Origin of the sequence: Protofrankia sp. Cj3, assembly GCF_917627355.1 — a bacterium.
Taxonomy (GTDB): Bacteria; Actinomycetota; Actinomycetes; order Frankiales; family Frankiaceae; genus Protofrankia.
In genome coordinates this window covers 1-5,089 of sequence record NZ_CAKJTR010000250.1, presented here as the reverse complement: position 1 = coordinate 5,089, position 5,089 = coordinate 1, and the positions used below count along the sequence as shown (strand labels likewise).

The 5,089-nt window shown below is 72.5% G+C and carries 5 protein-coding genes; all 5 read right to left on the bottom strand.

Features of this window, described 5'->3' with window-relative positions; all coding sequences use genetic code 11:
- Positions 1 to 35: 35 nt before the first annotated feature.
- Positions 36 to 794, bottom strand: a complete 759-nt coding sequence (locus MJ783_RS21565) for a zf-HC2 domain-containing protein (RefSeq protein ID WP_239313297.1) — start codon at positions 792 to 794, stop codon at positions 36 to 38.
- Between the two features lie 204 nt (positions 795 to 998).
- Positions 999 to 1,814, bottom strand: a complete 816-nt coding sequence (locus tag MJ783_RS21560; RefSeq protein ID WP_239313295.1) for a metal ABC transporter solute-binding protein, Zn/Mn family — start codon at positions 1,812 to 1,814, stop codon at positions 999 to 1,001.
- Positions 1,735 to 2,622, bottom strand: a complete 888-nt coding sequence (locus MJ783_RS21555) for a metal ABC transporter permease (protein WP_239313293.1) — start codon at positions 2,620 to 2,622, stop codon at positions 1,735 to 1,737. Before MJ783_RS21555 ends, MJ783_RS21560 begins: the two co-directional genes overlap by 80 nt.
- Position 2,623: 1 nt before the next feature.
- The gene (locus MJ783_RS21550) at positions 2,624 to 3,256 is read right to left on the bottom strand and encodes a metal ABC transporter ATP-binding protein (protein WP_239313291.1); all 633 of its coding nucleotides are present in this window, start codon (positions 3,254 to 3,256) and stop codon (positions 2,624 to 2,626) included.
- Positions 3,253 to 4,938 (bottom strand): class I adenylate-forming enzyme family protein, encoded by a 1,686-nt coding sequence (locus MJ783_RS21545; protein WP_239313289.1) that lies wholly within the window; start codon positions 4,936 to 4,938, stop codon positions 3,253 to 3,255. Before MJ783_RS21545 ends, MJ783_RS21550 begins: the two co-directional genes overlap by 4 nt.
- Between the last annotated feature and the right edge of the window lie 151 nt (positions 4,939 to 5,089).

The window sequence follows — 5,089 nt, the reverse complement described above, 5'->3', positions numbered from 1 at the left end:
ATGACCGTGATCCACGCCCCTGTTGCCGGGCGCTCTTACGCGGCACGGTGGTGACTCACCGAGCGTAGCGGCGGGCGGTCTGGCCGGCCAGGCCGGAGATCCTGCGCCGTCCGCTCCGGTGCTGGCTCCTGCTCGCTGTCGGTGGCCGGCTGACCGGTAGGCCAGCGCGGCACCGGCCTGCCGCGGTGGTGTTCGTCACGATCTATGAGGTAGAGCAGAGCCAGCCCGGCGAAGAGCGGCAGATGAGTAATCATGCGGCTCCACGGTGCCGCGCCCACCGCGAGATCGTGAGCTGACAGCCCGGTGAGCGCGACAACAAAGCCGAACATGGTCGGCAGCAGGCCAGCCGCGTGCCGTGCGTACATGGCCGCCCACAGCATCCCGATCCCCAGCGCGAGGTTCCATGCCGCGCTCTCGTTGAACAGATGCGCCGGTGACAGATGCCCGCCGGCGCCGTGCCCCTCGGCGCCGTGCCCCTCAGCGCCGGCGGCTGCCCCGTCGAGCAGCTGACTGAGGCTGACGATGATCTGGATGGCAGCGACGCCGCCGAGGGCGATCCGGGAGAGCGGCCCGCGGGAGCGGGCCGGCGGGGCCGACATGACAGCGTCGACCATGTCGGGGACGGCCGACACCTCGTCCACCCGCAGCGACCGGCCCAGCGCGATAGCCGTCTCCTCCCAGGCGCGGCACCGCGCGCAGCCGGCAAGATGGGCGTCGATCAGCTCGGGAGGCTGGGACTCGCTCTCCCCGTCGAGGCGGGCTGAGACCGCTTCGCGGCATGTACTGCAGTCCATCTGCCAATAGTCGCGCGTTCGGGCTGTCCGGTTCCCGGGGCGTGGTTTTCACCCGTTTCATCCTGCCGCGGCCTGGGCGGCCAGGAGTGATCGGCGACAGGGGCCCGGCGGCGCGGGGCTGGGGCACCTACCTCGCGTCGCTGTCGCCGGTTGTCAGCACCGGTTGTCAGCACCGGTTGTCAGTGGCGGGAGCCAGCGGCGGGGTCAGCGCTGTGCGGAGAACGCCGCGATGATGCGGCCGGTGTTCGTCCGGAAGACCTCGAGCAGGTCGAGACTGGCGTCCGGATAGTTGATGATCTCGACTCGGGTCGAGCCGGGGATGTCCGGGTTGACACTCGGTAGGTGTGCGTTGGCCAGGACCAGCGCCGGCCTCTTCGCGGACAGATCGGCGAGCTGCCCGGCCGAGACCGGCTGGGGGCCGTAGGTGCCGACGACGGACAGGCCGGCGAAGGCACCCCAGTAGGCCATCCACAGGTGGGCGACCGCGGTCGGTGCCGGCGTCGGCAGCGCGGCCTTGACCCTGCCCGACAGCGCGGCGTATTCGCTGTCGAACAGCGACAACCATGCGGTGGCCGCCGTGGCGGTACCGAACATGGCGCCGAGCCGGGTCACCTCGGATCTGATCGCTGTCGGCGTGTTCTCCAGCTCGACCGGCACGAGCCGGCCCGCTCCACCAGCCGCGGCCTTGAGCTTGGCGGCGAAACCGTCGAACACGGAGTACAGGATGTAGTCGGCACCGGTGACCTTGACGAGATCGCCGGGGGTGGGTTCGAAGTCCGGTGGATGCTGGATGGTGGCGGGTGCGATGACCGTGATGTTCCTGGCCCCGGCCGCCTTCGCCAGGGCACCGACCCAGCTGGTCGAGGCGACCACTGTCGGTCCCGCGGCCGGTGTCGCACCGGCCGGCCGAGTCCCGGCCGCGGTTGCGGCGGACGGGTTGTCAGTGCTGCCACACGCGATCGTCGACAGGGACAGCATCGTCGCCAGGACGGTCAGCGCGGCGGCGCGAAGGACGCGCATCCGTTGCTCCTTCAGGAATCAGATAGGTGAGCAGGGTCAGGGCACCGGCGACCAGGACCAGCACGGGGCCGGGAGGCTGGTCGACCAGCAGGGCGACGGTGAATCCCACCGTGCTGCCGAGCAGCCCGAGAACGACCGACCAGATCACCATCGACCGCAGGGAGCGGCCGAGAGCGCGGGCGCCGAGGGCGGGCAGGATGGTCAGCGCGTCGACCAGCAACGCGCCGGTGAGCCGGATCGCGGCGCCGATGGCGACCGCGACGACCACGAGCAGCGCGAGCATCAGGGCGTCCGCGGGCACTCCCGAGCACAGCGCCAGTTCCCGGTCGAACAGCAGCAGCGCGAGCTGGCGCCGATGGCGCCGGTAGAGCAGGTGGACAGCCACGGCGAGGACGCCGAGCACGACCAGGTCGACGCCGCGGACCGCCAGGATCGAGCCCCACAGCAGCTCGAACGCGCCGGTGGCGTTGACCCCGGAGAGGGACAGCACCAGCAGCGCGCCAGCGATCGCGAACGTCATCAGCAGGCCCATCGCGCCGGGCAGGCCCGAGGGCCGCCGGGCGAACGGCGCCACCCCTGCGCCCGCCAACGCGCAGGCGGTGAGCCCACACAGCGTCGGGTCGGCCCCGGTGAGCAGGCCGACCGTGATCCCCAGCAGGGCGACGTGCATGACGGCGAACCGGACGGCGATGATGTCCAGCCCGATGATGAACACTCCGGCGATCGGCAGCGCGACGGCGGCGATCAGCAGACCCGCGGCGCCGCGCTGGACGGCGGGCAGCGCGAGGAGGTCGACGAGACGGTACATGTCAGATCACCCGCAGCTGGCCGGCGGCCATCTCGGCGACCCGGTCACACGACCGGGCCATCGCCCGGTCGTGGCTGACCACCACGACCGTGACCGGCAGCCGGGTGAGCAGCCGGGCAACCTGCTCCTGGCCGGCGAAGTCGAGTGCCGCGGTGGGCTCGTCGGCGAACAGCGCCTGAGCGCCCGCGGCGACCGCGCCGAGGGCACGGCTGAGGAACACCCGCTGTAGCTGTCCGCCGGACAGGGTGTGCAGCGGCCGGCCGCCGAGCCCTGCCACACCGAGCCCGGCGGCGGCCTCCCGGGCCGCGGGTGGATGCCCGCCGCTGTCGAGCAGTTCGTCGACCAGCAACGGGAACCGGCCGGGGGACAGGCGCTGGGGAACCCAGGCGACCTGCCGGCGGCGCGCCGCCCACTGGGCGCGGGTGCGGGCCGCGACGCTGCCGACGGTCACCGAGCCACCGGCGAGGGGATGCAGGCCCAGGGCCGCGCGCAGCAGGGTGCTCTTGCCCGATCCGTTCGTTCCGGTCAGGGCGACGTGCTCACCGGCGCCGACATCCAGAACAACGCTGTCGACCGCGGTGCGCCGGCCGTACCGGCAGGTCACGCGATCGAAGTGGATGGCCGCGGAGCTCACCGCGGCCCACTGCCGGTGAGCTGTTCCCGCAGCCACCTTTTGTCGATCTTGCCGGCCGCGGACAGCGGCAGCTCGTCGAGGATGTGCAGGCTTTCCGGGAACTTGACCGGTTCCAGGCCGTGCGCGTCGGCGAGGTAGGCCGTCAGCTCACCGAGGGCGGGGGCCGCGGCTCCGTCCTTCGTCGCCACGCAGGCGGCCAGCCGTTCGCCCATGATCCGGTCAGGGACGCCGACGCAGGCCACCTGACGGACCGCGGGATGCTGCGCCAGGAGCAGCTCGACCTCCACGGGGCTGATGTTCCGTCCACCACGGATGACGATCTCGTTGCGGCGCCCGACGACGTGCAGGAAACCGTCGCGGTCGACACGTCCGAGATCGCCGGTGCGCACCCAGCCGCCGCCGGTGCGGTAGCGGTCGTCGAAATCCGCGTCGACGTAGCAGAGTGGACTCATCGGCCCCAGGCCCCAGATTTCCCCGACCCCGTCGACGGGCACGTCCCGCCCGTCCTCGCCGACGACCCGGATCGCGGCGACCGCCGGGTTCGGCCGGCCGACGGCCGAATGCACCTCCGCCGGCGGGCAGCCGGGATCGGTGGTGCAGTTGACGCCGTCGGCGGAACCGTAGCAGTTGACGAACCCGCAGCCGAAGGCCTGCCGGCAGGCCTGCACGGTGGCCGGGTCCACCCGGGAGCCGCCCGCGACGACCGCGTGCAGCGAGGACATGTCCACCCGGTCGATCATCGGATGGTCGAGCATCATCGCGAACATCGTCGGTACGCCGAACACCAGGTGCGGGCGGTGCGCGTCGATGGCAGCCAGCGCGCGGCCGGCCTCGAAACGGGAGCAGACGATCAGCGCGCCGCCGAAACGGGCGACGGTCACCGCGGAGCCCGACGAGCCGAACGAGGACGCCAACGGCACCATGAAGAAGTTGCGCATCGGCGTTGGCCGGGCATGCAGGGCACCGATGAACGCCCCGCGCCCGCCGGCCAGCGCGTCATGCGAATATACGATCATCTTCGGTGCGGCCTCCGACCCGGAGGAGACCAGGATGCGGGCTGGCGCGGCCGGGTCGACGGGCTCCCCGCGGGCCAGCGGCGGACCGGAGTCAACCAGGTCTTCCAGGCTGTCCGGGGCGCCAGACCCGGACGCGATCACCATCCGCAGGTGGGGCAGGTCGCGGCGCAGCGTGCGCAGCACGTCCGCGGGGGCGACGTCTCCATGCCGGTGCGGCACCACTGCCGCGGCCGCTCGGGACCGGGCGAGCAGAGCGAGCGTGTCCCGCCGGCCCCGTCCGACCGGATAGGCGAGGACTATCGCTCCGACGGCGGCGGCCGCGAGATCCACAGCGACCGGGCGCCATCCGTTCGGGAGCTGGACGGCGATCGTCTCGCCAGGCCGGATACCGGCGGTCTTGAACGCGCCGGCCAGCCGGGACACCCGGGCGGCAAGATCGGCGTAGGTGGCCTCGCCGTCGTCGTCGATGACCGCCGGCCGGTCCGGGTGCCGCAGCGCGTTCTCGGTGAACAGGGTGTGGAGATCCCGCCCCGGATAGAAACCGGCGTACGCCCACCAGGCGCGCAGCGCGGGCGGAACGAGATCGCGCACCGGCAGGACGCTGGGCACCGAGGCGGCCGGTCCGGGCAGGTCTGGTTGCGCGAGTCCCGGTTCCAGCGCGGTCATCGGGTGAACCTCCATGGCGGGCGGACGAAGGCACAGCCGTCGATCTCGATCAGCGGGCGGGCCGCCGGATCACCGGCGAGCAGCCCGGGCCGCGGGCAGACCCGCACCGCGGTGCCGCCGGTGGCGGCGAGCGCGGCCAGCGCCTCGTCGG